The sequence below is a fragment of the Bradyrhizobium sp. UFLA03-84 genome (genome assembly GCF_002289535.1).
Lineage (GTDB): Bacteria > Pseudomonadota > Alphaproteobacteria > Rhizobiales > Xanthobacteraceae > Bradyrhizobium > Bradyrhizobium viridifuturi.
Window position 1 is genome coordinate 713,222 of sequence record NZ_NSJY01000017.1, and the last position, 25,924, is coordinate 739,145.

Here is a 25,924-nt window from a genome sequence, read left to right on the forward strand (position 1 = left end):
GACTATCTCAAATAGCTCGCCAGGTTCATGCTCTGGATCTTGGAGATCGCCGAGTAGGACGCCGTCAGCTGCGCCTGATAGGTCGAAAGCTGCGCCGTTACGGCTGCGACGTCGACGCTGGTGAGGTTGGTCGACAGCGTCTTGGCAAAGTTCTGGTAGTCGCTCTGGTCGGTGCTGGCGGTCTCGATCTGCGACGCCGCGGTCGAAAGCTTGGCCTGCACGGTCGACGTTGCATCCAGCGCTGTGCTGGCGAGATCAAGCGCTTGCGTGATGTCGGTCGACGACAACGTCGTGCTGTTGCCGACGTATTTCAACAGCCGCATGACCTGTTCGAAGGCCGGATTGTCGGCGGTGACCCCGTAGGAAACGGACTGGCTGTCCGAAACCCGCACCGACGCGATCTCACTGTCACCCTTGTAATAGCTGGTGTCTGATGTCGTCAGCGACCCGGTTCCGGTGTCGAAGCTCGATAGATTCGCGGGTGCCGTGTCGGTGCGGGCACCGCTGAAGACATATTCGCCGTCATACTGGGTATTGAGCAGGCCCTGCATCTGCGACATCGCCTGCTGGGCGTAGTTGATCACCGATGCAGTCGCCGTGCTGCTGCCGGTGGTAGCCGCGCTGAGCTGGGTCCGCAGCTGCGTGATGATATCGGTCACCGAGCCGACCGCCGAATACATCGCCTGCACCTTGTTATCGGCGAGATTGCTGGCATCGATATAGGTCTGGGCGCGCGTCACCGAGACCTGCAGATTGATGACGCGACCGGCGTTGGAGCCGTAGCCGCCGAAATCCTCGGATTGCAGCCCGGAGGACTCCTGCACCTGCTCATTGGCCATCGCCGCCTGCAGGCGCAGCGCGCTTGATATCATCTGGTCCGACTGCGCGAAGGTGGCAACACGCATCAGCATGACGACGGCCTCACACTCAAGCTGCGGTCATCGCAGTCATCAGCGCCGAGAACATGGCGTTGATGGCCGTGATGATCTGGGACGCCGCAGCGTACTTGTTCTGCAGGGCACTCAGATTGGCGCTTTCCTGGTCGATGTTGACGCCGGATTGCGACGACAGCGAACTCGCATAGGTCGATTGCGCAGTCTGCTTGGCGGTGTAGGTCGACGACGCCTGGGTCGCCTTGCTGGCGACGTTGGCGACGATCGCGGCTGCATAGTCGGTGAACGAGCCGGTGGTGGCGCCGAGCCCACCCGCCATGGCAAAATTGGTCGACCCGGTCAGCGCGCTCGAGAGCGCGTTCACGACCGTTGCCGAGCCCGCGGACAGCACCGAGCTTCCAACGGACAACGTCGACGATGCGTCGAGTGTCGACGTCGGCAGCGTCGCCGTGCCGCTGAGGATGTCGCTGCGAACCGCGATGTTGGAAGCGCCGGTCCCCGTGATCAGGTCGTTGAGTCCGAAGTAATCCGAGAAGCCCTCGCCCGAACTGCCGACCGAGCTCGTCATCTGGTTGATGGCAATGCCGTTGCCGGATCCCGTGGCAGAGATCGTCAAATGTCCGTTGGCATCGACCGATGCGGATACGCCCGAAATCCCGTTGATCGCGGTGGCGAGCGCGCCGACCGTCGTGTAGGACGCCAGATTGAGGTCCTGGTAGGACACCAGATTGCCGCTCTTGTCCGCGACCGCAATCCGCACCGTTCCCGTTGCCGACAGCGGTGTCGCGTTGCTCACGGTGGTGGTTCCGGTCAGGCTGGCCGGCGGCGGCATCGACGTGCCTTGGTTCGATACGGCGTTGACGCTCGCGGCGAACTGCTGGGCAAGTTCGTCGAGCTGCGACTGCGCGGCCGGCAATGTCTGGTCCCGCAGGGCGATCAGCGCGCTGACCTTGCCGGAGGTGATCTGCGAGGTGATGTCGACCCCGTTGACGGTGATGCCGCTGAAGCCGCTTGTCGCCGATCCCGCCACATACGTCGTCGATGCCGTGACATTGGACGTCGGCGTGTAGCTCAAGGGGTGCGCCGTGCTGTCGACCAGCGCCTGGCCCGAGCCGCTATAGATCTGCAGATCACCGCTCGAATTGCTGAAATAGCTCACATTCATTTGCGACGCGAGGTCCTGCAGCGCGCTGTTGCGTTGGTCCTCGAGATCGGCGGTCGGCTGGCCCGCAGCCGCTTCCTGCTTGATCTGCTTGTTGAGGTCGGAGATCTGCTGCAGATCGGAATTGATGTCGCTGACCGACGAGGCGATGTCCTGGTCCGCATCGGCGCGCAGCTTCTGGATGCCGCTCGAGGTCTGCTGCAGCTGCGTTGTGACCGCGTTGAGCGCGCTGACGGCGTTCGACTGAAGCGAGGCGCTGCTCGGCGTGCTCGCGAGCGACGACAACGCCGATTCGAATGCCGCGAGCGTATTGGCCAGCGAGGTGCCCGTCGTGGAGCTGTCCCCGCTCGAGGTCGAGCCATAGAGCTGCTGGAGCTCGGTCAGATAGTTGTTGTTGGTGTCCGCGGCCCCAAGATCGGAATCGGCTCCGACCAGCGACTTCAGGAGCAGCTTGTCCACCGAGCTGCTGATCCCGGTGATCGTAACGCCGGTACCGACGCCAGCGGTGACGCTGCTGCTCTGGTTGGCGGTCTTCTCGGTATAGCCCTTGGTGTCGGCATTGGAGATATTGGCCGAGGCGATGCTGATCTGCACCTGCGTGGCTGACAGCCCGCTGAATGCGATGCTCCGTGCAATATCGAGCGACGACACGACCTGTTCCCTCCAGCGCCGGCCCGATCAGGCCCGCACGTTGGTGCCATAGGACATCGCGGGCGTGACGCGACGGCCGCCGGCCCCATAAGGCGATACGTTGGCGAGCTGCTCACGGATCGCCTGCATGATCGCCTCGATCCTGCGATTGCTGGCATCGATCGCCGCGCGCAGCCGCATCACGTTCTCGTCCATCGCGACCCGGAGCTTCAGGATCCGGTCCAACAGCTGCTCGCGCAGCACGCGGTCCTGGACGTTGAGGTTCGCGGTCTTGCCGACGGCTTCGGCCACACACTGCTCGAACAGCGTGGCAAGCCGGTTCTTCTCGTCGACCTGCTTCAGCCGCGAGGCCGGCAGCCCCTTGGCGAGCTCGACATTCTCCTCGTTCACGATCGCGATCAGATTGTCGATCAGCGCGATCAACGACCTGGCGCGCTCGTCATTGCCCGCGGGATTGATCTTGATGTTGCGTTCCGGTGTCATGTCATCGCTCCCGTTCAAGCTAGTGTCCGCGACGCAGGGCGCTGACCGATCGTGCGCTGCGCCCATACGCGGTGATTGCCGTTACCCGGGCCGAAGCCCGGTTGAATTCCTGGTCGAGCCGTGCGCATTCGCGCATCAGCAGATCGCGCAAGGTTCCGATGTCGTCGAGCAGCGCGACGAGCTGCGCCCGGTCGTCCGCCTTGACGGCGCCCGCCCGCGCGGTCAGGCGCCGCAGCTCGCGCAGCAAGGCATCTTCGCGGCTTGCGTTTGCCATCATCGCGACACCGCCGAGATCAGCGTGTCGAACATCTTGTTGACGGTGGTGATCACCTGCGACGCCGCCGAATAGGCCTGCTGCGCCGAGATCATGTTGGAGAACTGGCCGCTGGTATCGGTGGTGCTGGATTCCAGTTCGCTGCCGTAGATCGTGCCCGCGCCGTTGGTCCCGGACGTCTGCAGCGTGGCGCTGCCGGAAGCCGCTGTCGCGGAATACATGCCGTCGCTCGCCGCGTTCAATCCGTTCGGGTCGCTGAAGGTCGCGACCGCAATCTTGTAGATCGCGATCGTCTGCCCGTTGGAGTAGGTCGCATCGACTACGCCGCCCTTCCCGATCGCGATGCTGCTCAGCTTGCCGTAGGGAAGGCCATCGGGCGTAATGCCGGTGAGATTCACCTGCGGCGTCGTCTCGCCCGACGCGTATTGGGTGAGGCCGTCGGTCTTGCCGACGGTGCCGAGATTGAGCGCGATGCTGCTGTTGGCGGCGCCGTCGGTCCAGCCCGTCACCGAGATTGTGGGCGGGCTCGGATTCGTCGAAGCGAGCGAACCATCGCTATTGAAGGTGATGGCCACCGTGCCGCTGCTCGTCGTTCCCGTCGTGGTGCTCGAATTCGAAGCGAGCGTCGGGTTACCAAAACTCGCGGTCCAGGCATTGGCGCCAGTCTTAGTCCAGGTGATCTGGATCGAATTCGCGGTTCCGAGCGAGTCGTAGGCGGTCATCGAGCTGGTGAAGGTGGCACCGGTCGCGGCATCGGAGGGCAGGTTCGCTGCGATCGTCGCCTTCGTGGTGGCGCTGCCGCTGGTCGAGGCGACCTGGGTATTGATCGGCCCGAGACTTGCGGCTGACGCATTGCCGATGATGTTGCCTTGCGCGTCGGTGCGCCAGCCCTCGAGGTAATTGCCGTTGTTGACGAGATAGCCAGCGTTGTCGGTGGTGAACGCACCGTTGCGCGTATACGAGGTGGTGCCGCCGGCCGTCGCGTTGGTAGTGACGAAGAAGCCGCTGCCCTGGATCGCGACATCGGTCGCATTGGTCGTCGCGGACAACAGGCCCTGCTGGGTGATGTTGGCGCGGCCGGACACCGTGACGCCGCCGGACGTGTACGAGGTTGCGGTGTTCGACGCCGTCACAAGGTCTTCGAACATCGCAGACGTGGTCTTGTAACCCGTGGTGTCGGCGTTGGAGATGTTGTCGGAAATCATTGCCAGCGACTGGCTCTGCGAATTGAGCGCCGAGATCGCCGAGGAAAGTGCGCCAGTAAGACTCATGATAATACTCCGGTAGCAATCAGGACGTGACGCCGATGATGTTGGCGGCGCTGATCGGGACGCCGTTCACGAGCAGCGACGGCGTCGAGCCGGAAGCATCGATCCCGGTCACGATTCCCGTCATCGTGGTGTAGCTGAGCAGCGAGTTGCCGGCGGCGTCGGTCGCGGTCACCTGGATCGTGTACTGGCCGCCATTGCTGAGCTGGGTGCCGCTCGTGGTCTGGCCATTCCAGGCGAAGGTGTTGGAGCCGGCGTTTCCGGTCCCCTTGCCGCTCCACACCGTATTGCCCGACGAATCCTGGATCGCGATCGCGACGTTGGAAGCGGCCGATGTGAGCGAGTAGCCGAAGGTCGCCGAGCCGTTGGTCAGCTCCGCCGTGTTCGTCTTCGCCTCGACGGTGTGGCCGATATAGTTGACCGAGTTGAGCGTCACGAGGCTCGAGAACGAGCTCGCGAGCGACGTCATGCTGGCGTTGGTCGACTGCTGCTCGGTGAAGTTGGCGTAAGAGGTGAGCTGGTTGATGAAATCGGTCGTGCTGGTGGCGTTCAGCGGATCCTGGTTCTGCAGTTCGCTGACCAGCAGGTTGAGGAAATCGGTGGAGCTCATCCCCATCGACGCGCTCGTCGACGAACTCGACGACGAGCTCGAGGCGGCGGAGGTCGCAGCAGAGGTTGCCGAGGAAACGGTCATGACAAGTCTCTCTTCGCCGCGGGCTAGGGCGGCGGAACGCGTTGGAACATTGGGTCGTGAAGTCGTTCGCAGATAAAACGGATGACGCGCCGATTTCAGGCGCGGATTCATCCGCCTGAAATCATTTGATTAATCGGCAGATTTTGCCGATCGGCCGTGGCTCCGCGGCATGCAAACGCGCGCAGACCGCCTCGCCGCGGAACGGCGCGGAGTGCAACAAGAAATGAAAGCTCAGAGCGAAAGGCTGATCGGCAGATCCTGCTCGCCGAGCATCAATGCCGGCGGCGCCAGCGCGGGCAACAGGCACAGCGCCAGCAAGAGTGCAGGCAGCACCTTGCCCTGCTGGTCGGACTCGCCTTGGCCTTGCGCATCATTCAGCTGCGCCTCGGGCGAATCCGGCTCAGAGGCCGCCGCTTGTGGCCGTTCCTCTTGGGGCAGCTTCTCTTGAGACAGCTTCTCTTGGGGCAAATTCTCTTGGGGCAGTTTCGCGGCCGCGGTCACGATGCGATCGACCAGCCCCTTGGGGGCTCGAACCGGCGGCGCTGCGAGCGCCCGGCGCACCGCGCTGGCCTGCTCATAGAGCGTCCGCGCTTCGGCGGAGGAGGCAAGCAGCTGGACAGCGGCAAGACGTTGATCATCGGGCCAGCGGGACAGATCCTCCCCCAGCCGGTCGATCAGGTCTTCGAATGTCGCAACGTCCATCCCGCGCGCAGATCCAGCCTCGTCGCCAAGGCCGTCATAAAGCATTCGCGGGACGGCGGAAATCAATTTCCGCCGCCGGTGCGTCAGGTCCAGCATTGTGCCCACCGGGCGGCTCTTTTCCCCACCAGGACGCCCGTCCTGGCGCCCTGCCCCCACCCGGAGAAGCCGCCTTGCCGGGTGATTCGCGCCTTCCCCGCGCTCAGCGGCCGGCGGCCGATTCGAGCGTCTTGTCGGCTGTCTTGGCCTTGGCGGCCTTGCCGGCGGTTGCCTCGACATACTTCCAGGCGTCGCGGAGCTCGGTCAGGCTGGCGATGATGCGGCGGAAATTCTCCCTCGCCTGCGGCCGGCCGTAGGAGCGCAGGCACGCCATGATCAGGGCATTGTAGGTCCGGAACAGGCGATCGGCCATGGCGCCGCCGCGGGTGACGTCGAGATGGTGGCTCAGTCCGCGCAGGATCGCGGTCGCCCGCGTCAGATAGGCGTGCCCTTCCTCGAAGCGCTTCGCCTCGTGCGCGTCCAGCGCCTTCTGCAGAAACGTGATGGCGCCGTCGCACAGCATCACCACCGCCTTCAACGGCGGCACCGCCACCGCGGCGGATCGGTAGGCATTGTTGGCGAGATAGGCCGTGGCATTCTGGGTCATTATTTACTCGATGATGCGTTCAGGAGGGCGCTCAGGTAGCCCAGCGTGTTGTTCGCGCTTTCGATGGCGGCCTGATAATTGGCGTATTGAAGCTGCAGCTGCGCCTTGAACGTCGCCGCATTGCTCTGGATGTCACTGACCTGCGACTGCAGATCGGTGTCGCGAGACTGCAAATTGGTGATTAGCGTCTGCAACTGACCGGTGGTCCCCGCACTGGTGTGCGCAAGCTGGTAGAGCTGCGACGCAAGACCCGATGTCGACGACACGGTGATCGATTGCGAGGTCGATCCGGTGTAGGTGAACGCCATGCCGGCGTAGATCGTGCCCGAGTTGCCGATGATGGTGTTGCCGACCACCGAAAAGCCGGAACTGTCGCCGCCGACGGAGGCACCGCTCAGCGTGCCCGTCGAATCCACCGTGACATCGAGCGTGAAGGATTGCGGCGAGGTGCCGGTGTTGACGACGTTCAGCTGGCTCGACGAGGTCGTGGTCTGCGCCGACAGCAGCTTGGTGACGCCGGCCAGATTCTGCGTCAACACGGTCGACAGCGTGCCGGTATCAAGCTGCAGCTCGTTGTTCTCGTTGAAGGACAGGCCGAGATCGGCCATCGTCATGCCGTTGACCGATCCGCTGAGCACCTGCTGGAGCTGGGTCATGATATCGCGCATCGTGCTGTCGCCGAACAGCACCGCGCTCGATGCGGCCGTGCCGTCGGAATTCTGTGCCGACTGCGCGATCACCTGGTCGCGAAACGCGTTGTAGTTGGTGACGAACGTCTGCAGCGCCGTGGTGATCTGGCTGGTATCGGTCTGGATGCTGATATTCAGGCTGGTGCCGCTCGGCGTCGGCTGCAGCAGATCGAAGGTGACGCCGGACAGCACGTCGGAAATATCGTTGGTGTTGCGGGTGAGCGCGATGCCGTCGAGCGTGAACTGCGCGGACTGCGCCTTCTGCAGAACGTCGGTGAAGGCTCCCGTGGTGTCGGTGACGCCGAGCTTGTTCAGGATGTCATCGCCTGAAGTCGACGAATAGGTGATGTTGGCTGCGTCCTGGGTCCCCGTCAGAACCATCTCATAAGATCCGCTCGAGACCTGGACAATGGAGGCTTGGACGTTGGTGCTCGAGGTCTGGGCGTTGATGGTGTCGACGACGTCCTGCATCGACATCCCGCTGGTGATCGAGATCGCCGTGCTGCTGCCGCCGGCCAACCCGAGCGAAAACGTGCCGGAGAGGCCCAGCGCCGTCGACGTGCTCGACTGCGTGGAGCCGATCACCTTCTGCGCGGTCGCGAGCTGGGTGATCTGGAGCGTGTGATCACCGGTGGCCGAGCCGCTGTTGACGCTCATGTTGAGCGCCGAGGACGCGCTGACGTCGCCGGTGGAGGAAATCGTCGCTGAACGCGTGGCGAACGCGTTGGTGGCGATCGAGTTGATGATCGAGGTGCTGAGCGACGACAGCCCGGTTGCCAGTGTCGACAGTTCGGCCTGCAGGGATTGGTAGGCCGTGATCTTGGCCTGGTTGGCGGTGATCGACGTGGTGATCGTGGTCGCCGCGGCCAGTTTGGCGTTGACTTCGGCGTCGATCAGCGCAGTCCAGTCGATACTGGCCGAATTGGTCGTACCGGTCGTGGTCACCGTGCTGGCGGAGCTCGCCGACGTCGTGCTTGATGTGCTCGAGGTGCCCGAGGTGGCGCTGCTAACCGTCATATCGACACTTCCGCCGCAATAGAAATCGGGCCGGCATCATGCCGGCCCGATTTGTCCGTCGAATTAGCCGAGCAGCTTCAGCAGGTACTGCGGCATCTGGTTCGCAGCGGTTTCCGCCGAGACTGCCGCCTGGGTCTTCACCTCGGCCGAGGACAGCGTCGCCTGTTCGGAGGCGATATCGACGTCCTTGATCGCCGAGTTGGCGGACTGCAGGTTCTGGGTCTGGGTCGAGATCGAGTCGGCCGAGAAGTTGAAGCGCGATTCCTGGGCACCGATCTCGGCGCGGGCGGACGACACGGTGTCGATCGCGCTGTCGAGGGCCGACATCGCGCTGGTGGCGCTCGAAAGGCTGGAGACGTCGAGCGAGGTCACGCCGAGCGAGGACGCCGTCAGGCTGGTCAGGGTAATGGTGATGGTGTCGGCCGAGGTCGAGCCGACCAGCACCGAGACGCCCGACGAGAACACGCTCGAACCATCGAGCAAGCTCTGGCTGCTGTAGCGGGTGCCGGAAGCGATGGAGTCGATTTCGCCCTTCAACTGCGTGAATTCCGAGTTGATGTAGGCGCGGCTGGAGTCGGCGACGGTGCCGGAGGCGGACTCGGAGGCCAGCGACTTCATGCGGGCCAGGATGTCCGAGATGTTGGAGGCGCCGCCGTCGGCGGTCTGCAGGATCGAAGTCGCCTGCGCAGCGTTGGTGGCGGCCTGCTGCAGCGTCGTGATATCGGAAGAAATACGTGTCGAGATCGCGAGGCCGGCCGCGTCGTCGGAAGCCGAGGTGATGCGCGAGCCGCTCGACAGCTTCGACAGCGCGCTGGTTTCCTGCATCGAGTTGATGTTGAGGTAGCGGACCGCGGAGTTCGCGGCGGTATTGGTGGAAATTGCGGGCATGTCTAGCTCCTGTGCTGATGGGGCATGGCATGCCGCATCGTGAAAAGTGAGGTGACGCGGTTCCAGCCCCCGTCCGTCCGATCAAACGGGTCGGCCGCCGGTGGTCAGGCGCGAAATCTTCAGAAGCCGAAATTTATGGTTAGCAGTCGGTAAACGCGCCGCGCAGGTCACGCTCGTGCCGCTTGAGCATCTCGCGCAGCTGTTGCCGCCCGCGCTTGAGCAGCGACTCCACTGCGGCCACGGTCGTGTCCATCACCTCGGCGATCTCGCCGTTGCTCATGTTCTCGTGATACGAGAGGATCACCGCGACGCGCTGCTGTTCGGGCAGCCGCTGCATCGCGACCTCCAGGAGATTGCCGATCTCGTTGCGCTCGATGACGGTGCTCGCGTCGAGCTGGGTGTCGGCGACCTCCGGCACGACGTCGACATTCTCGGTGCGCGGCTTGCGGCGCAGATCGATGCAACGGTTGCTGACGACGCGATAGAGCCAGGTCGAGAACTTGGCGCGGCCATGCTGCCAGCGGCCGCGATGTGTCCAAACCTTCAGCATCGTGTCCTGCACCACGTCTTCGGCATCCGCGGCGTTGCCGACGATGCGCAGCGCGATCGCGTAGGCGCGATCGACGTGACGTTCGACGAGAGCACGAAACGCCGCCTCGTCGCCAGCGGCGAGGCGGTCGAGCAGTTCCTTGTCCTCGTCCTGGATCTCGACGGTGTCGAGCGGGCCCGCATCGGCAACGGTGGGGACGTTGCTCCAGGGAGCAGCGGCTTCGACCGGCGCAGCCGCGGCCGCCGTGGCCTCCACCTCGACCGCTGCCATCACATCAAGCGCGTAACTCATCCGCCGCTCTCCAACCAACGCCGCTGGCACACATCCCATGCGGCTTCTGAGCGTTGAACGGAGGGCTGGAGCAAATCAGGCGAACTTTTTTTGTTATTTTTCAAATGCTTAGCTGGATTATTTTGCCGACTGCCCGGCAAAAGCTGCCGCTGCGCGGAGGCGCAGCCGGCAATTCTACGGAGTCTGGAGCAGTCGTTCAGCATCGCCTCGCATGCCCGCGGAAGAATTCGTCGCGTCGGAAAACGCTGTTGTCACATCAACTAACGCCACGCGAACAAATGCATGCGCGGAGCATGCGAGTGATCCATCGCCGTTGGTCGCCATCTTGCATTCGATGAATGCGACTAGGCAATTTTTTCCGAATCACCATTTCGACGTTATCCGATTTTTTGAATCTGTCAGTCGCGAAGCGCGCGTTTTCGAATCCCGCATCAACTTTTTTGAATCATCGCGCCTGATTTGTCTCATGCAGGCGTTCAACGCATGAGGACTGGCGGGAATTTTGCGCATGACGATCATGACGGTCGACGCAACGCGTCGAGCGCAGAGTGTTTCTGCATGTTCATTCGATGTTTTCGATACATTTCTGTTGCGCGCCTGCACGACGCCGGATGGCGTATTCGAAAGGGTTTTTCAGCTTTCGCGCGTTGCTGAAAAATTTCCGAATGTATCCGTCAGTTTCGTTCAGCATCGAATCCAGGCGGAGGCGCGTGCGCGCAAGCTGGCGTTGGAACGTAGCGGCTCCACCGAAGTCCGCATTGCCGACATCTATAAGTACTTTCCGTTCAGGCTGTTCGGTCTGAGCCGCGATGCGTTGCAGGATCTCGCGCAGATCGAATTCGAAGCCGAGCTCGAGCTGTGCCGCGTCAATCCGGAAATGCTCGAGCAATATATGGACATGAAGCGCGGCGGTCTCCGCACCGGCTTCATCTCCGACACGTACTGGAGCACCGACCAGCTCGCGCAGCTGCTGCGATCCTGCAGCCCGGGACTGAGCTGGGATTTCCTCTACGCATCCTGCGATCACGGCAGCAGCAAGAGCGAGACGCTGTTCGAGGCCTATCTCGCCGAGCAGGGTGTCGACGCCACGAGTTCGTTCCACATCGGCGACAATCACCACGCCGACATCAAGGGTGCCCGCCGCTACGGCATCCGTCCGCGCTACTATCCGCAGGCCAGCGCGGCATTGGCATCGAAGCTTCAGCGAGAAACATCGATGTTCGAATTGCTGTGTCCCGATCAGCCGTCGCGGCTCGATTGCGGCGCCCGCACGCTGCGACGCGTGGTGACGGCGCGCAGCGCCGAGCAGTCTCCGGCTTTCAACCTCGGCGTGACCGTGCTCGGCCCCGTCATGGCGGCGTTCGACGCATTCATCGATGCGCGGCGGGCCGCGCTGGCGCGCGAGGGCGCGCGCGTTGCAGTCGGATTCCTCGGTCGCGACGGTCTGCTGCCGTATCGCGTCTGGCAATCAGGCCATGGCGAAACCGGTGCCTATGTCGAGATCAATCGTCGCGTCAGCCTGGTCGGGTCCGCCGATACGCTCGAGCCTCTCAGCGAGCTGCTGAGCCGCGTCGTCAAGATCGACGCGCCAACCTTCGTCGATATCGTCAAGGCGCAGCCGCCCGCCGTGATGAACTTCTTCGCGCAATATCCCGACGGTATTGCGAGCGGCCGCGAGCTCGCCGACGTCCTGCCCGACCTGATGGACCCGCGCGAAATCACCGATATCGCCGCCGGCGTCCGCGAGCGCCTGCTCGCCTATCTTCGCGCCAGGATCGCGGATTTCGACGGCTGCACCGACCTGATCCTCGTCGACCTCGGCTATTCCGCAAGCGTGCAGAAGTCGCTGCGGCGTATCTTCGATCGAGAGGGCATTCGCATCCGCCTGCACGGCGCGTATCTGCTGACGCTGGACGATGCGTTCGACGATATCGCCGATGACGACACCGCGGAAGGCCTGATCTCGGATCGGATCGTAACGCCGCATGTCAAGCGCATGCTGATCCGCAACGTTGCCTTGCTGGAGCAGCTTTGCTGCTCCGATGAAGGATCGGCGCGCGACTATCGCGGCGGTGAGGTGCTGCGCGAGGGCGATCAGCGCCCCGCGGCCCAGCTGGCGCTGGCGAATGAGGTGCAGTCCGGGACGCTGGCCTATGTGTCGCGCGCCCGCGAGCTGGCGCAGCGCTATGCATTGCAGCCCGACGCCGATCCCATAGTCGCGGCACGCTGGGCCGCCGCCGTGCTCGGACGCCTCCTGCTGCTGCCCGACGATGATGAGCTCGTGCTGCTCGGCGGCATCAAGCATGACGTCAACCTCGGCACGCAGGCTCTGGCGCCGCTGCTCGACGCCAACTTCATCAATGATTGCATCATCGCCCGGGGCCTCTCGACGGCGTGTACGGCTCCGGCCCCGCCGATGTGGCTGGCCGGAAGCTTTGCCGCGCTGTCGCCGGCGCACACCTATCTTTACACGCTGTTCGGCGCCAACCGCCTGCCCGCGAACGTGTTCGGCGAGGCGCAATGCGGGACCTTGCAGGTCGGCCTGTTCGGGCGCGACGGCCAGGCTGTGCTTGAAACTGTCAGCGTCTATCACACCGGGCTCGGCGACCTTCGCCTGCGGATTCCGCTGTCGCGCCGCATGGCGGTCGCGACCATCGCGCTGCCGCTGGCAAAGCTCACCCGCCACGGAACGCTCCACGGCATCACGGTGCAGTACGGCGCGAGCGCCGCGAAGGCAGCGGAGAGCTCGAACGTGAAGACGATCGCGGAAGCACGGCTCATTGACGCCGGCCTCGAGAGGTGCGGCCGTCAGTTCCGCGCCTCCAGTGACGACGGCATGCTGCTGATCCCGGTCGACGGCTTCGAAGACGACGTCGCGATCTACACGGTCGCGCTGACTGCCCTCGACCATGATCGCATCCTTTCGGTCGAGAACCGCGACGGTAACCGGGCGCCTGCGGCCACGCTGACCTGGCGCGGCGCCAACGGTGCGCAAGCAACCAGCGCCGAGTGATTTGTCCGCCTGATCTGGCCGCCCCGCCCGTAGAAGGTTAACGAGGGGTAGCGCGGGCATGACTTCGGCTGAGACGGTGCAAGCGGACGGCTTGCAAACGAATTTTGATCAATTGCTGGCGGAGAACGGCATCCGGATGAGCGCTGCGCAGCGCCGCCGGCTCGCCTGGCTGTCCGATCGGCTCGGAGGCGCGACCGTCCATCGGGCCGGTTCCGTGCCAGGGCGCGACCATGGCGTCATCATCCTCACTGAGCCGCCGAGCGGCCCCGCCGCCGAATTGCTTTACCGGTCGCTCCGCACCGATTGCGCGGTCGTCGTCCCGTTCGGCGAGAATCCCGCGTTCGATTTCCTGAAGTCCAAGCTCACCGACTTCGGGACGATCGGACCGAGCTTCGACGGCCCGCACGAGATGTGGTGGGGCGGTCTCAACTGGCGGCCGATCGCGCCGGCGGAGGGCTCGCGATCCGACGCGGCGCTGCGCGTGGTCTCCTGCTATCCCCGCGCTTGCGGCGATGACCATGCTCGCGCGCTCCGGGAGAAGCTGGCTGAATTCGAGATTGCCTGCGACATCGTGCCGATCGACACCGCCGACGGCGAGCACATGCGTCCATCCGACAAGTCGGGCTTCATGCTGCGGATGTGGGAAGAGCACCGCGAGCCGCTCCTGTTCATCGAGGCCGATGCAACGCTCAGCGAGCCGCCGCTGCTGCCGTCATTCCTCGATTGCGACATCGCGATCCACAAATGGAACCGGTGGGAGATGTCGGCGCGCACTCTGTATGTCGGCCGTTCCTCGGCCGCCGAAGCGCTGCTGCGCAGCTGGCATCACATCGCGACCGCCTATCCCGCGGTCTGGGAGGGCTACCTGCTCGACCAGGCCTGGAGCCTGACGTCATCGCAGACGGCGCTCGACACCGTCTGGCTGCCGCGCTCGTACCATGCCCCTGCGGAGGACGCCGGCACGCCTCGCCATACGACGATCGTTCACAACCTGCCCACCGACAACGGCGATCTCGGGCCCGACGCCGAGTTCGGCGTCGCAATGCGCCCCGCCCGGCGCGCCAGCCGCAGCGGCGGCCGCGACGCCATGATCGTGGTCAGGTCGCAGGCGGCCTCGAATGACGCGATCACCGTGATCATGCGCGATATCGCGACCAGCGACGCACGCGAGATGGCGGCCAGCATCGAGGCCGTCACCGGGGCATTCGCCGCCGATTGCGGCGGGTTCGGCCGGCTCGAGCTCGCGCTCTGTCCGTGGCAGGACGATATCCGCGCGGCGAAATCGGCAGCCACCAGCGCGAACAACCGGATCATCGAGATTGCGCCGTGGCAGACCTTGCCGGCCGACCTGTTCCGCACCGTGGGCCAATCCCGCGATGCCGGCAGCGTCGTCGTCATGGCCGGGCAGCGCGGCTAGCGGCACAAGAGCAAGAGAAGGACATCGACATCATGAAGACCATCATCCTTCTCACCGGCGTCGCCAGCCAGCAATTCGCACTCACCGAGCTGTTGAAGGCGCACAATCCGGCGCTGTCGTTTCGCTGCGCGGTAACGGGCGAGGAGCTTGCGGCGATCGAGCCCGAGGTGCTTCGCGAGGCCCGGCTGCTCGCCTTCACCACCAGCGTTATCGTGCCTGAGAGCATCCTGGCGGCGCTTGGACATGGCGCCTACAATTTCCACCCCGGCCCGCCGCAATATCCCGGCTGGGCGCCGGCGCATTTCGCGCTCTATGACGGCGCGCGCACGTTCGGTGCGACGGCCCATGTGATGGCTGCGCGGGTCGATTCCGGTCCCATCGTCGGGGTCGAGTCCTTCATCATCCCCGACAAGATCAGCGTGCGCGGGCTCGAGCAGATCGCCTATGTGCGGCTGGCCCATCTGTTCTGGCGGATGTCGCGCGAGCTCGCCCGTGATCCCTCGCCGCTGCAGGAGCTGGAGATCGCCTGGTGCGGCATCAAGAGCACCCGGCAGATGTACCGTGACATGTGCGAGCTGCCCGCCGGCATCAGCCCGGTCGAGCTGGCCCGCCGGATCCGCGCCTTCCACGACGACTTCCGCGCGATCCCGCTGACCGTCTCCGTGCACGGCATCCGCTTCGAGCTGGCGACGACCGCCACGCAGACGCCCGAGGCGCCGCAGGTGGTCTCGCCGCCCCTTGCAGCTGCCTCCTAGCGGCGCAAGACGCTTCACCGGGAATCGGCGAGCATTCCGTTCAGAAGCGCTTCCGCCCGCTGCAGCAGCGGCTTCGCGCCACTATCGGATGCAATCGTGATCGCCGCGCGCACCTGGTTGAGAACCGCATTCGTCTCGTCCGCGTTCGTGGCAGGCGATATCGTCGCTTCGCTGAAAAGCGCCTCGGCTTCCAGACCGGAAAAGCCCTGCTGCCGCGCGGTGTTGCGCGCCTCTCGCAGCATGTTCAGCGCGGCCCGTGTATCGCCGAGCCGGCTGACAGCGAGCGCCAGGTAGATCGAGGTTCGCAGCACAATCGAGGTGTAGCCAACCGATCTGGCTTCTTCCCGGGCTTCAACAAGCGTCAGCCGCGCTTGATCGAGACGCCCCTGCTCCAGATACGCGATGCCGAGATGACATGTGACAACTGGCACGAAGAGCCGAATTCCATACTTCTGCCCGAGCGCGAAAGCCTCCTCCAGGATGTCAGCCGCTCCGCCGGGGTTGCCCTGCCCGAGCATCAGGAAGCCGCCGCTATATCCCGCAGCAACGCGATCAAATGGCCGATTGCTCTCATTGGCGATCGCCGCGGCGCGCTGGTGAAATTCGATGCCGGTGTCGATCTCTCCAAGTGTAGTGTGGGTTACGCTCTTCATCATGCAACTCAGCAACAGCAGAGTTCTCGGCGTCGTCCCGGGCGGCGCGCTGGCATCCGGCCCGGAAAGGCGGAGGCACGCCTGTCCCAGCATCTGCTCGGCTTCGCGAAACCGGCCGGCGATGAAGTAGGCTTGGCCAAGGCTATATTGAGCCAGGTTGAGCCAACCGGGATTGCCCCATTCACCGGCCAGACGAGCAACCTCCTCGCCGGTTTCGATGGCTTCGATCGGCGTGCCGTAGAAGTTTTGGGCTCCCGACCTGACCGCCATCGCCGCGACCTTCCGCCCGATATCGTCGACTACGTTGGCGCGTCCCTCTGCGTCCCTTCCGAGGTCGAACCATTCGGCGACCTTGCCGGCGCTCATGAACGCCGTGCGCGCCTCGATGCGAAGGTCGATCGCGTCCGCCTCGCGCGAGCGAGCGAACGGCGTCTTGTCGAGCGCGGCCATTGCGATCTCGAAGTAGTTGGTTGCGTCGGCAAATGCCGATCGTGCCAGGCTCTTCCGCGCGGCAGTTCTGCCGTAAGTGAACGCCTTTTGCCAATCCTTCGCCCGCATCGCGTGAAAGCAGAGCTTGCTGGGTTCATCGTACGAACTGCCATTGCCTTCCAGCGTCGCAAGAATCCGCGCATGGACGCCCTCTCGCAGCTTCTCGACCATCGAGTCGTAGGTCACCTGGCGAACCATCTCGTGCGGGAATTCGAGCAAGCCGTCCTGCTCGACATCGATCCTCACGAGAAACTCGACGCGATCAAGCGCCGTCAGGCAACGCTGAAAGGCCTCTTGCGGCAGGCCGGACACCTCACGCAGCATGGATTCCGTCGAAGACGGTCCCAACGCCGCCGCAATCTGCAACAGCGCGCGCTCCTCCTTCGATATGCGATCCAGACGTGTGGCGATGACGCCCTGGATGCTGCTCGGAATTCCCAGATCACCAACCGGGCGTACGAGCGCCAGTTCGCCCCAATGGCCCCGGAGGATTCCGCTGTCCTTGAGGCTGCGACAAACCTCCTCAATGAATAGCGGTACGCTGGCGGTATGAAGAACGACGCGGTTCTTCAGATCAGCCATGTTCGCCGACGAGCCCAGGATGTCGTCCAACATCTCGCGTCCAGCATCCTCATCGAGCGAACGCAATACAGTGATTTCAGCATTACTGCGCGCGACCCAATCGGGAATTCCATTGGGCCGGCTGGTCAGCAGCACCAGAAGGCCGGGCGCCTTCAGCGAGGTGAGCGCGGCCATCACGGTCTCGCTGGCGCGATCGATCCAGTGCAGATCCTCGATGAGAATCACCGCGCGCCGGCTAACGACAAGGCCTTCGAGGATCGCACAGCATGCCTCGCTGATCGCGCGACCGCGCGCATGGGGCTCCAACTCGGCCCATTCCGGATCCGAGATCGGGCGGTCAAGCACCGCATTGATGGCTGAACGCTGAATCGCTGTGAGTTTCGTCAAGCTGTCCATGTCGGCCGCGGTTCCCTCCAGGATCGAGAGCACCAGCGCCTTGAGCGTGCTGAACGGCGCGCCTTGAAGATTCGGGCTGCATTCGGCGTGGATGGGAAGCCAGCCCTCCCGGGTGAGCTGGTCAACGAACTCATGCACCAGCCGCGATTTCCCGATGCCGGGATCGCCGATCAAGAGCGCCGTTTGCCGGTCAGGGTCAGCGCCGTGCGCCAACTGCCTGAGCAGCGCCGTTTCCTTCAACCGGTTGACGAACCGCGCAACGCTTCGTGCCCTGCGGACCCGCCAGCTGGAGACGTCAGTCGCACCGGCGACGCGGTATATCGGTACGAGCTCACTGAATCCCTTGAGCTGCTTCCGTCCCAGATATTCAAACTGGACGTTGCCTTCGGCTAGGTTCTGACAGGCTTCGGACGCGTAGATCTGGTTCGGCTCGGCGACCGCTTCAAGCCGTGCCGCAAGATGCTGCGCCGCCCCACCGATCTCGTAAACCTTGGAGTACTCGCTGGCGACCATGTAGGCCACCACGCGCCCCGAATGGAGCCCGACCCGGACCTGCAGCCCCGGATCGCCCAAACCTGCCACTCGTCGAACCAGTTCGATCGCCGCATGGCAGGCCAGCGGCGCGTGGTTGTCGTCGGCGATCGGCGCTCCAAATACCGCGGCGAGCCCATCACCCAGCTCCTTGCTGACAATGCCGCCGAACTGGCGCACGGCTCCTCGCATCGCGATCAGGGCTGGCTCCAGGCGCGAGACCGCCTCTTCCGGGTCCAAATCCGCGACGAGCCCCGTCGAGTCGACCACGTCGGCGCGAAGAATCGTCACAAATCGTTGTTCGCTATCGGGGTCTGCGCGCTTAGCTACAGCAGCACCGCATTTGGCGCACCAATTGTCGTCCGCTCCGATTGTCGACTGGCATGCAAAGCAAAGCATTCCCCTGCTCTCAAAGGCTACTGCGATATCGCCGGCTCCCCCCGGTGAGCAGCCTAGGGTAGAGATTACCCATCGCGACCTGCTTATCAATCCGGACGTGCAATCCACCTGCATCCGCGCCAACCCGAGAGGTTGTCGAACTAGACGGGATACAGTCTTGAGTGGTAGGTCGGGGCGCGAGAGAAATCGGACGGCACAACTTGAGCCGCATGACCTATTCGATCGACGTACCAGCGTTGCATAACTTACGTATAGCCAGAGCAATTCAAAGTTGCAATGAAAGGGAAATCCTATGGGCGGAAGAGTATTCAATAATCAACAATTTAAAGACCATATCAACGCGCACTACTATCCTTTGCAGAACATGATCAAGAGCGTCGCTATACTTAAGGCGTCGGATCATATCGACATTGAGACGCTGGAATATGGCCAATACCAGCCGATCCTGTCGCCCCGGGACCAATGGCCGGGCGGCAGCGGCAAGCGGTGGCAGCGGGAGATGGGCAAGGCACGTCTGGACCTCGCCACTCAGGCAAGCACCGCCCCCCTCTCCAAGGACCAAGCCGGCGTCGTGCCGCTGACGAAGTGCGCCCTGCTCGATGCCAGCGTCCGCAAATGCTTCAACTCCGAACCGCCGATCCCGATCAAGATCGACGTCAAGGAGAAGGACAAGAACGCGCCGAACGCCGATCGGCACGACATCTTGCTGGTCTGGGAACATGCAAACGGCGACGGTCAACCGCCGACGCTTCTGCTGCTGACGATGGTCTGCCCGGCCTGATTTCGGCACGTGCCGCCCGTCGCTCGCTCGGGTATCGAGCCCGAGCGACGACCGTCGCAAACGAGGCCCGCGCTCGCAAATGCCCGAAGGACGTTCACGAGCCGGGCGTCCATTTCCAGACGATATCGGATACGTTGATCGGCTTCGGAATCAGCCCGATTGCCTTGAAGCGATCGGCAATCGCCTGCTGGCTCCTGACAACCTCCGCATCGACCGGCACCACCTGGTAGTTCGAGCGCGCGACGAAGCGCCTGATGGCCTCGATGTCGACCCCGGTCGCCTCAGCCTGCGCGCGGGCCACCTCCTCACGGTGATCGGCGGCCCATTTACCTTCGGCCGCGAAGATCGCGTTGAGCTTGGCAACGATGGCGGGATACTTCGCAACGAAGTCCGATCCCGCGATGTAGAACGCGTTTGGCTTGTGCACGTCCTTGTCGAAGGCAATGACGCGCACCTTGTCCTTGATCTCCGCGAGCGCCAGATAGGGATCCCAGATCGACCACGCGTCAACGATGCCCCTGGAGAAGGCGACAGTTGCATCCGCCGGCACCAGCGGTGTCGGCGTGATGTCGGCCCAGCCGAGGCCGGCCTTGTCGAGCGCCGCGACCAGCAGGTTGTGCGCGCTCGAACCCTTTCCGAATGCAACGCGCTTGCCCTTGAGGTCGGCGAGCGTTCGGATCGGGGAGTCGGCCGGCACGATGATCGCCTGGTTGCTGCCGTCAGACGTCACCGCTGCGACGTACTCGATCTCGGCTGCACCGGCCTGCGCGAAGATCGGCGGCGTATCGCCGACGAAACCAAAATCGACACTGCCGACATTGATCGCCTCGAGCAGCGGCGGCCCGAACTGGAAGTCGATCCACTTGACTTCGATGCCGAGCGGCTTGAATGCGTCCTCGACGGTATGACGCTGGCGGACGGCCGGGAACAAGCCGCCCTTCTGTGTACCGATGCGGATCTCGGCCGGCTTGTCTTCGGCGCGAGCCGGCGCGGCCACGAACGCTGATAGCGCCAGTGCGGCCGCAAGGATGGTGCGTCTGGTCGTCATAACAATCCCTTCAAAGGTTGCCTTCAGATACTGCGTGCATTTGATGATGGCTGACCGCGCACCGGGCGACGCTGCAAGTGCGCCCTCACCGCGCGCTCCGCGGCGCGCGCGGAGCCGAAATAGCCGCCGTCGAGACCGTCAAAGGCGCGGTCCGAGGAGAAGAAGCAGAAGCCGCGGCTATCGCTGACAACGATACCTGCGGTTCGATCCGAGACCTCGATGACGTAGGCCTGGGCTTGTGCTTGGGACGTTTGGGCTTGGGACATGCGTGCTCACGCGCCGAATGACGGCGCTCCTGTCTGATTGTCGGATGCTCTGGATTTTCGAAGCGATCAACAACAGACACCGGTCGCCGCCGAGACGCAGCGATGCTGCATGCGGCGTCGCATATCGCACATCAGCCTGCGGGGATTATGTCTCATTGCGGTGACCTTCAACACGGATATCGCGGATCAATATCCAGCCGAACCGCGCAGCGGTCAATGAAATGGCAGTCCAAAGATGACCGTCCAGCGCGATACCTCATTCGCGACGGCCTGGAAAACCAGCACAGATTTGGTGATGACGGCGGCGGCTGCTGAATTGGCGGCCGCTGGCCGGGCGCCGCGTGACCTGGTGCCCGGCCATGATCGCTCAAGGCAGGATCGGCGGGTGATAGGTGAAGGTTGCCATCAGGATCGCGGCCAGCAGCATCACGATCGGGAAGTGAATGAAGAACTGCACCGACGTGTAGCCGATCAGATCCTTCGACTTCAGGCCGAGGATACCGAGCAGCGGCAGCATCCAGAACGGGTTGATGAAGTTCGGCAGCGTCTCGGCGATGTTGTAGACCATGACCGTCCAGCCGAGATGCGCGCCGATGTCGTTGGCCGCCTTCATGATGTAGGGCGCCTCGATGATCCACTTGCCGCCGGCCGACGGCACGAAGAAGCCGAGCAGTGCCGAATAGATGCCGACCAGGAACGAGAACACAGTGGAATTGCTGGAGGCGCCGACGAACCAGTGCGCAATCGTGTCCGACAGCGTGGTACCGCTGCTGTTCGGCACCTTGGTCAGAATCTGCGCAATGCCGGCATAGAACGGAAACTGCAGCAGCACGCCGGAGACGCTCGGCATCGCCTTGGAAAAGGACTCGATCAGGCTGCGCGGTCGCCAGTGCAGCACGATGCCGAGAATGAGGAAGACGAAATTGTAAGTGTTGAGCCCCGACAGCGTGATCAACGGGTTGCCCGACTGGAAGGTCTGCCACAGCCAGCCGGCGGCAAGCAGCGCGATCAGGATCGTCAGCAGCGGACTGAACTCGAGCCAATCGCCCGGACGCGCCGGCTTCCTGGCTTCGATGCGGTCATCGCCGAGCGCAACGCCGAGATCTTCGGCCGTCTTTGCCTGCTCCGGCGCCGGTGTCGTGAAATAGCAGATCGCTGCCGATACGACGCTCACCATCACGACCGTGACCATGTTCTGCCAGGTCAGAATGGTTTCCGAGAAGCCGATCACGCCGGTGATCGGCAGAAGCGACGCCGGAATGCTGCCGGCATTGGCCTGCAGCTGCGCGGCAGACGACGTGATGCCGAGGGTGAAACCGCAACCGAGTCCGAGATAGCCGGCCGCGCCGGCTGCCCGATAATCGAGCCGGATATCCGTGCGCCGCGCGATCTCCCGCACCAGCAGGCCGGAGAAAATCAGGCTCAGGCCCCAGTTCAGCAGCGACAGAAAGATGCTCAGCATCCCGACGAAGACCACCGCGCCGCGCCCGGTCTTCGGCACGCTCGCGAGCCGCGCCAGCACGGCAGCGACCGGCGGCGACATCGCCACGACGTAGCCGCCGATCGCAACCAGCGCCATCTGCATCGTGAAGGGAATCAGATTCCAGAACCCGTCGCCGAATGCGCGGCTGACGGCGAGCGGCGAACCGCCATGCAGGATCGCCCCCCCGGCAACCGCAATCACGGCGATCAGGACGAAGACATACGCATCCGGAAACCAGCGCTCTGCGAACGCCACCAGGGCTTGCGAAAACCGCGCCACGATGTTGTCCGCTACAGGTTTTCGCAGGCTCATGGTCTGGTCGTGCGTTGCATTCGTCATCAATCTGGTCCCCCTCCGGTGATGCGGTTGGCGTTCAATGGTGTTTGGTCATCAAAGTGCGAGCGTGAGGTCGGTGAGCGGCACGGCCTGGCAGGCGAGGCATCGGCCATCGCTTGCATCGACAGGCCCGAGATGAGTGAACTCCCCGTCGACGACCTCGACCGCGCAGCTTTCGCACTGCCCGACACGGCAGCCGCTCGGCAGCGCGACACCCGCCGCACTCGCCGCGTCGAGCAGCGTCCCTTGCTCGGGTGCCCATGAAAAACTCTGCTTGCTGCCGATCAGCCTGATGGTGCGCGGCGCAAGGTTGTCCGGCACCGCCGGCGGCGACACGAAGCTCTCGGCAAAGATGTCAAAGCGCGGGATACCGAGCGCCGCTGCGGCCTCGATCTGCGCTGCAACAAAATCCGGCGAGCCGCAGATGTAGACCAGCGGACGGCGCGCCAGCAGCGGCTTGACCTGTTCGAGATCGATCCGCCCCTTGCGCAACGTATGCGAGCCGATCTGATCCTGCGCGAACGGCACCGAGTAGAATGTCACGCGCGTCAGCTCCGGCGTGGCGGCTTCCAGCTCCGCAAGCCGCTGCGCGAACGGATGCTCGCGGCTGCTGCGGCAGCCATGGAGCAGCAGGACTTCGGCGACGCGATCCTGTGGCGCAACGCGTTGCAGCGTCTCGAGATGGCTGATGAACGGCGTGATCCCGATGCCGGCCGCGAGGAAGACCAGCGGCCGCGGTCCTTTCAGGGGTGGGGTGAAGATGCCGCCCGGCGGCTCCAGCAGAACCTCATCTCCGACGGCGAGCCCATGCAGCCGATCCGGCATGAAGAATGGCGCGTCGGCGGCCTTGGCTTCGTCGAAGAAACGTCCCTTCACCGCGATCGACAGCGCCTGCGGCAGATCGCCAGATCCGGTCAACGAATAGGCCCGCGCTTCGGATGCACCGGGCGACGCCGTCATCACGTGCTGTCCCGGCAGGAAGTCGGGCAGCGGACCACCGTCAAGCGGCAGCAAGTTGAGGGCTATGACATTGTCGGCCTCCGCCCGGCGCTCGCCGACCACGAACCGCCGCCGGCCGCTCCAGACGCCGCGACTGGCCACGCTGTCACGCCGGATATCGCAGACGATCGCGCGCAGCGGGACGGAGCCGCTGACCGGATCGCGCGCGTCGTCGCGCAGCACCGCATTGATGTTGCGAGTGAGGGCGCCTGCCGCAGCCGAGCGATCGCGGCCGAGCGGCGGACAGTCTTCCCACCAGCCGAATTCGGCAACGACGACCCGCGCATCGAGCGCCGCGTTGAGCCGCACCTTCAGGCGTACGGCACCGCCCTGTGTTTCCACCACGGCCCAGTCGCCTTCGACGAGCCCCCGCCGCGCGGCAAGTTGCGGACTGATCTCGACGGCCGGGTCGGGCGACTTCCGCCGCAGCGAGGCGACATGGCGCCAGGACGAGTGAATGAACCAGCCGCTCTTGGCGGTGGACAGCACGAGCGGAAAGCGTTCGTCCGCGGCCGTCGTGAGCGGGCTGCCGACCGGTTCGACATGATCGGGCAACGGATCATACCCGTGTCCCAGCATCAGCTCCGAATAGATCTCGACGCGGCGCGTCGGCGTCGCAAAGCCCGCCGCCGTGCCGTCCTCGCGCGTGACGGCGTATTTCTCGTCGCGGAAGACCTGCGGGAAGCGCCGTCCTTCGGGATGACCCCGCAGATCCTCGACGCCGACGCCGAGCGGTGCCAGCTGATAATTCCAGCCGGCCTCGATGTCGCCGCCGAAGAACAACTCGCCCATGCCGAGCTTGAGCGCGAGCGCGGCGGCGATCTCGTAATCGGCTTTCACCGCACCGACCGGTTCGACCATGCGTGGGCGAAACTGCACGGTCTCGACCGCCGCTTGCGTGATCTCGAACCCGATCTTGAGCGCATCGCGCTCCCACGGCGTGCTGGCCGGGAGCACGAAATCGGCGCTCTCCGCGGTCGGGTTCATGAACATGTCGACATGAACCTGGAATTCCAGCGCGTTCAGCGCGGCCTTGTTGCGCTCGGAATCGCCCTGCGAGACCACGAAGTTGGTGCCGAACGCCACCAATGCGCGGACCCGGTAGGGTTCGCCTTCGAGCACGGCCCGGCTGAAATCGCGCGCCGTGATCCAGCCCTTTGCGGGCGGCCCGAGCGGCAGTTCGGCGATGCCGAGCGCCTTGGCCTGCTGCTCCGGCGGCAGGATGTTGTAGTCGTTGAGCGGACGCGTCGGCGGCGGCACCGGCCAGCGATTGCCGCCAGGCCGATCGCAGGCGCCAGTCAACGCGTAGAGCGACGCGATCGCGCGCTCGATCGCGGTGGCGTTAGTGTGCTGCCCGACGCCGGTCCAGGAGTGATAGGCGAGCCGCGGCCGCGCAGCGAGCAACGTGTTGAACGCCTCGATGTCCGCGATGGGTAGCCAGGTCTGTTCCGCCACACGCGCCGGCGTGTAAGGCGCGGCGCGCTCGACGAGCAACTCGAACGCGGTTGCCGCCGAGATCGTCCGACCGTCGCGGGCAGGGATCGACAGCGTGCCTCGCAGCCGGCCGCAGCCCTCCGGCGCGTAGCGCGTATCGCAAGGCACCGGCGAGCCAGACGCATCAAGGCGAACGAAAGCGTCCGCCGCGCCATCCGGCCATAACGCATCGGCGCGCAGGAAGCGGCCGGTGGCGCGATCGACCAGCAGCGATCCGTTGGTCCATGCGTCGACGAAGTCAGCGTCAAAGCTGCCGGTCGCAATGAGATGACGGATTGCGCCCATCGCAAGCGAGCCATCGGCGCCTGGGCGAATGCGCAGCCATAGATCGGCTTGCTGACCGGAGCCGTTCGGCTTGGGATCGACCACCACAACCTTGGCACCGCGCCGCCGCGCGTCAGCAATCCGCGTCGCTTGGGCGAGCCAGGTGCGCGCGGGGTTGTGGCCCCACAGCACGATCGCATCCGCGTTGTCGTAGTCGGGAAAGCCGATGCCGCGACCGAAGGTCAGCGCGTGCGCAAAGTCCTTGTGCCAGCCGCAGATCTCGACCGCGTAGATCAGGTTCGGACTGCCGAAGCCGCGGATGAAGCGCTCGACCCATTCAAAGCTGTCGACCATCGGAGTGCCGCTCGGCGTGGTGACGCCGAACGCCACCGCCTCGGCGCCGCTCTCGGCGCGGATCCTGCCGAGCCGGTCGGCTATCTCGGTCAGGGCCTCGTCCCACGACACCTCGACCCAGCCGGGATCGGCGGCGGCGCGCGGGCGGGTCCGCTTCAGGGGGACAGTCAACCGGCGCGGGCTGGCCACGATTTCCGGAGCCGCGCGCCCCTTGGCGCACAGCGCACCTCCGGTCGGATGGTTATTTAATACCTCCACACCGACAATGCGTCCGTCCTCGACGACGGTGACGGCGCCGCAACGCGAACGACAAAGCGTGCAATAGCCGGGTAGCCGCTGTTTCACCGCCGTTTTACCCTCAGTCACCTTGTGACGCATTTTTGTAGCGCGTTACACATTTACGTCATACGCTACCGGTCCCGTCAAGACTAAGTAATAATCAGGGACGAATCGGAGTTC

At 64.2% G+C, this 25,924-nt stretch carries 20 protein-coding genes; 4 read left to right on the forward strand and 16 right to left on the reverse strand.

Translation table 11 applies throughout. From position 1 onward, the window contains the following. Positions 1-2: 2 nt before the first annotated feature. The 11 genes from CK489_RS36100 to CK489_RS36150 form a co-directional block, all read right to left on the reverse strand. Positions 3-911: a flagellin gene (locus CK489_RS36100; protein WP_050628659.1), complete on the reverse strand. Its 909-nt coding sequence runs from the start codon at positions 909-911 to the stop codon at positions 3-5. A 16-nt stretch (positions 912-927) separates the two neighbouring features. After that, a complete protein-coding gene (gene flgK, locus CK489_RS36105; protein WP_095735619.1) occupies positions 928-2,706 on the reverse strand; it encodes a flagellar hook-associated protein FlgK in 1,779 nt (592 codons plus the stop codon). 27 nt (positions 2,707-2,733) lie between these two features. Beyond that, complete coding sequence (locus CK489_RS36110; protein WP_050628688.1) at positions 2,734-3,189, reverse strand: hypothetical protein; 456 nt, start codon at positions 3,187-3,189, stop codon at positions 2,734-2,736. A gap of 19 nt (positions 3,190-3,208) precedes the next feature. Beyond that, positions 3,209-3,466: a hypothetical protein gene (locus tag CK489_RS36115; RefSeq protein ID WP_347336300.1), complete on the reverse strand. Its 258-nt coding sequence runs from the start codon at positions 3,464-3,466 to the stop codon at positions 3,209-3,211. Next, the gene (gene flgE, locus CK489_RS36120; protein WP_095735620.1) at positions 3,463-4,734 is read right to left on the reverse strand and encodes a flagellar hook protein FlgE; all 1,272 of its coding nucleotides are present in this window, start codon (positions 4,732-4,734) and stop codon (positions 3,463-3,465) included. The genes CK489_RS36115 and flgE overlap by 4 nt, the downstream gene beginning before the upstream one ends. Positions 4,735-4,753: 19 nt before the next feature. Then, positions 4,754-5,425, reverse strand: a complete 672-nt coding sequence (locus CK489_RS36125) for a flagellar hook assembly protein FlgD (RefSeq protein ID WP_095735621.1) — start codon at positions 5,423-5,425, stop codon at positions 4,754-4,756. A 231-nt stretch (positions 5,426-5,656) separates the two neighbouring features. Next, the gene (locus CK489_RS42800; protein WP_349626975.1) at positions 5,657-6,223 is read right to left on the reverse strand and encodes a hypothetical protein; all 567 of its coding nucleotides are present in this window, start codon (positions 6,221-6,223) and stop codon (positions 5,657-5,659) included. A gap of 103 nt (positions 6,224-6,326) precedes the next feature. Continuing rightward, positions 6,327-6,770, reverse strand: a complete 444-nt coding sequence (locus CK489_RS36135) for a flagellar export chaperone FliS (RefSeq protein WP_050628663.1) — start codon at positions 6,768-6,770, stop codon at positions 6,327-6,329. Beyond that, on the reverse strand, positions 6,770-8,476 hold the full coding sequence (fliD, locus tag CK489_RS36140) for a flagellar filament capping protein FliD (protein WP_095735622.1): 1,707 nt from the start codon (positions 8,474-8,476) through the stop codon (positions 6,770-6,772). Before fliD ends, CK489_RS36135 begins: the two co-directional genes overlap by 1 nt. A 63-nt stretch (positions 8,477-8,539) precedes the next feature. Then, the gene (locus tag CK489_RS36145) at positions 8,540-9,364 is read right to left on the reverse strand and encodes a flagellin (protein WP_050405219.1); all 825 of its coding nucleotides are present in this window, start codon (positions 9,362-9,364) and stop codon (positions 8,540-8,542) included. 139 nt (positions 9,365-9,503) lie between these two features. Further along, positions 9,504-10,205, reverse strand: a complete 702-nt coding sequence (locus CK489_RS36150; RefSeq protein WP_095735623.1) for an RNA polymerase sigma factor — start codon at positions 10,203-10,205, stop codon at positions 9,504-9,506. A gap of 727 nt (positions 10,206-10,932) precedes the next feature. Between CK489_RS36150 and CK489_RS36155 the strand changes: the two genes are divergently transcribed. From CK489_RS36155 to CK489_RS36165, 3 genes are read left to right on the forward strand one after another with little or no spacing between them, the layout of a single operon-like run. Next, the gene (locus tag CK489_RS36155; protein ID WP_349626976.1) at positions 10,933-13,218 is read left to right on the forward strand and encodes a hypothetical protein; all 2,286 of its coding nucleotides are present in this window, start codon (positions 10,933-10,935) and stop codon (positions 13,216-13,218) included. Positions 13,219-13,276: 58 nt separating this feature from the next. Next, on the forward strand, positions 13,277-14,635 hold the full coding sequence (locus CK489_RS36160) for a hypothetical protein (protein WP_095735625.1): 1,359 nt from the start codon (positions 13,277-13,279) through the stop codon (positions 14,633-14,635). 29 nt (positions 14,636-14,664) lie between these two features. Further along, on the forward strand, positions 14,665-15,390 hold the full coding sequence (locus CK489_RS36165; protein ID WP_095735761.1) for a formyltransferase family protein: 726 nt from the start codon (positions 14,665-14,667) through the stop codon (positions 15,388-15,390). Positions 15,391-15,404: 14 nt separating this feature from the next. On the opposite strand, the gene CK489_RS36170 is transcribed toward CK489_RS36165, so the two are convergent. Beyond that, positions 15,405-18,440, reverse strand: coding sequence for an ATP-binding protein (locus CK489_RS36170; protein ID WP_095735626.1), 3,036 nt, complete (start codon positions 18,438-18,440; stop codon positions 15,405-15,407). Positions 18,441-18,732: 292 nt separating this feature from the next. On the opposite strand from CK489_RS36170, the gene CK489_RS36175 reads away from it, so the two are divergent. Then, positions 18,733-19,221, forward strand: a complete 489-nt coding sequence (locus tag CK489_RS36175; RefSeq protein ID WP_050628668.1) for a hypothetical protein — start codon at positions 18,733-18,735, stop codon at positions 19,219-19,221. 94 nt (positions 19,222-19,315) lie between these two features. Here the strand turns inward: CK489_RS36175 and CK489_RS36180 are convergent, their stop codons facing one another. From CK489_RS36180 to CK489_RS36195, 4 genes are all read right to left on the reverse strand, one after another. After that, positions 19,316-20,269, reverse strand: coding sequence for an aliphatic sulfonate ABC transporter substrate-binding protein (locus tag CK489_RS36180; protein WP_095735627.1), 954 nt, complete (start codon positions 20,267-20,269; stop codon positions 19,316-19,318). A 23-nt stretch (positions 20,270-20,292) separates the two neighbouring features. After that, complete coding sequence (locus tag CK489_RS36185) at positions 20,293-20,535, reverse strand: hypothetical protein (protein ID WP_095735628.1); 243 nt, start codon at positions 20,533-20,535, stop codon at positions 20,293-20,295. A 367-nt stretch (positions 20,536-20,902) separates the two neighbouring features. After that, positions 20,903-22,357, reverse strand: a complete 1,455-nt coding sequence (locus CK489_RS36190; RefSeq protein WP_050628671.1) for a short-chain fatty acid transporter — start codon at positions 22,355-22,357, stop codon at positions 20,903-20,905. Positions 22,358-22,408: 51 nt separating this feature from the next. Next, positions 22,409-25,831, reverse strand: a complete 3,423-nt coding sequence (locus tag CK489_RS36195) for a molybdopterin-dependent oxidoreductase (protein ID WP_245350645.1) — start codon at positions 25,829-25,831, stop codon at positions 22,409-22,411. Positions 25,832-25,924: the final 93 nt, after the last annotated feature.